Annotated in this window: 1 protein-coding gene and 1 rRNA gene; one reads left to right on the forward strand and one right to left on the reverse strand. The window is 35.6% G+C overall.

Features of this window, described 5'->3' with window-relative positions:
* Nucleotides 1-249: 249 nt before the first annotated feature.
* Nucleotides 250-1,668: a M28 family peptidase gene (locus tag IEO70_RS18660; protein ID WP_190999887.1), complete on the reverse strand. Its 1,419-nt coding sequence runs from the start codon at nt 1,666-1,668 to the stop codon at nt 250-252.
* Between the two features lie 550 nt (nt 1,669-2,218).
* On the opposite strand from IEO70_RS18660, the gene IEO70_RS18665 reads away from it, so the two are divergent.
* Nucleotides 2,219-2,290: ribosomal RNA gene (locus tag IEO70_RS18665) — 16S ribosomal RNA — on the forward strand; the annotation flags it as partial.

Genomic DNA, 2,290 nt, shown 5'->3' on the forward strand with positions numbered 1-2,290 from the left:
TTTTGTGTCATAAAATAACTGAACCGAAGGTTCAGAGTTAAGAAGCTAACCTCTTAGGACTGAATACAAAATTAAAACTGCCCAAACCCGGTGAAGGAGAAGCAAGAAGGTTAAGGGAATGAAACTAACAGTTAGAGATATTCTGTGAAAGTAGCCTTTTGAGTAAAGAACAATGAAATAAGATGGTGAAAATTTCATTGTTTAAATTAAAGTAATAATTTAAACAATGATTGTTGATTATTTTTAGGATTATTTAAGATGTTTTTTATGATGTAATTCCGGGAATTTTTGTTTCTTCCCTTTTTTAGGTTTCGGTTTTGGCCCCTTTTGGTCGAATTGTGCATAATCGTAAACAGCACTACCGACTATTTCTGCTACATCCAGCAATTTTTCTTTACTGATTTTATCAATAGTATCTTCAGGAGTATGATACCAAGGTTCTGTTGGACTATGAATAAAGCTGGCAGATGGTATACCTGCTTCGAAGAATGAAACGTGATCGCTTCTTCCTCCTTCTTGATAAGGAGTTGCTGAACCATTCAAGCGTAAACTAGATGCTTGTGCAAGGTCAGTGACAAAGTTAGCTTTGCCATCCACAGTATTTAAAACCAAATCTCCGGCATCTCTGCTGCCAACCATATCCAGATTAAAATTACCTATAATTCTGTTTAGTGTTTCTTGAGGAAGCGAATTAACATAGTATTCCGATCCAATCAAACCAAGTTCTTCGGCTCCGTATGTCAGGAAGTGAAGTTCTGTATCGGTAGGCAGGTTTTTAAATACGCGTGCAAGTTCAAGAACAACGGCTGTTCCTGAAGCGTTGTCGTTGGCTCCAGGAGCAAGAGCTACTGAATCATGATGTGCACCGATAGCGATTATATTACCTGTATCTTTCTTTTTATTAGTAGGGGCTTTTTTTGCAATAACGTTATGAGAAGTCTGTTCTCCTGTGAATGAACCTTCAACCAATACATTGGCTGTTAGAGCTTGTCCGCCTCCCAGTGCAGCAACTAATGCTTCTCCTTCGGCTTTTGAAATAGAAACAGCAGGGACATAATTATCGTGTGCACTACCTAAAGTTCCATTTAAATCGCCTTCTGCATTGTTATAGATGATAACAGCAAGTGCTCCTTTTTCAGCTGCATTCAACACCTTCTCTTGGAAATTGATGCTACCACGTTGAATAAGAGCAATCTTTCCAGTTAAATCTATATTTTCTAGTTCCGCTTTAGTTCCCAGTCCGGCATACATCAGTTCCCCAGTTACATTTCCATCGATTGTATAGGAGAAGGAGCGAGGCTTTAGTTCACTGGAATACCCTTCGACTGAAAGCTGGACTGTCGAAGGATCTCTATAACCGGTATACGTAAATTCTTGTATTTCTGTCTTATATCCATACGACTCCAGTTGTTTTTTTATATATTGAACTGCTTGATATTCAGCATCTGTTCCAGCAATACGAGGAACTGCTGATAGGTATTCTATATGTTGATATATTCGATTAACATTAATTTTGTTAATTACTTGTTTGTCTGAGTTTGTTATGAGTGAATTATTAGATGTTATGACTGGTTTTGCGGAGGTTGTAGCAACTGGTACAGTTACACTGCTCAAAAGTAATCCTGTTGCGAGGATCGATAGTGGTATCAATTTCTTTTTTCTTTTCATATTATGCCCCCTAATTTTTATTTTATAATTAATTAAGCTAGCTATAATACTAGATTATGATGAATGCTAGTATTAAGAGAAAAAATGCCTGAAATGATTTAGGGATAAAGGTTCAAAAAACTACTATTTTATAGGGAATAGGAATTTAGTAGAAGGTATTTGGTGCTGTTGTCAATCGATCTCATGATATAATTCAATCTAGGGGAAAAGTATTTTTGAAAAAAGTATTGCTTTTTAAATATAAATCATGATATATTAATTGTTGTCCTTAAGAAAAGGTCATTAACTAAAGAAACACTTTAAAAAAAGATTGACAGTGTTTTGATAGAGTGATATATTAATAAAGTTGCTTCTGACAGCAGCGAAAAATTAATTAAAAAAAGTTGTTGACAACGAAATAACAAAATGTTATGATATAAAAGTTGTCACTAACGACAAACGATTGATCTTTGAAAACTAAACAAAACAAAAACGTCAACGTTAATTCTAATAAAACGTTTCGGCATTGGATCGGAACAAAACTTTTTATTTTATGAGCTTTATCAAACACTTTTTGGAGAGTTTGATCCTGGCTCAGGACGAACGCTGGCGGCGTGCCTAATACATGCAAGTCGAGCGGACA

It is taken from the genome of Peribacillus faecalis (genome assembly GCF_014712675.1).
In the GTDB taxonomy this organism is placed as follows: domain Bacteria; phylum Bacillota; class Bacilli; order Bacillales; family DSM-1321; genus Bacillus_AD; species Bacillus_AD faecalis.

What these genes read in the sequence shown, in the direction of transcription:
- IEO70_RS18660 (WP_190999887.1), bottom strand. Translation starts at nt 1,668, where the DNA reads ATGAAAAGAAAAAAGAAATTGATACCACTATCGATCCTCGCAACAGGA.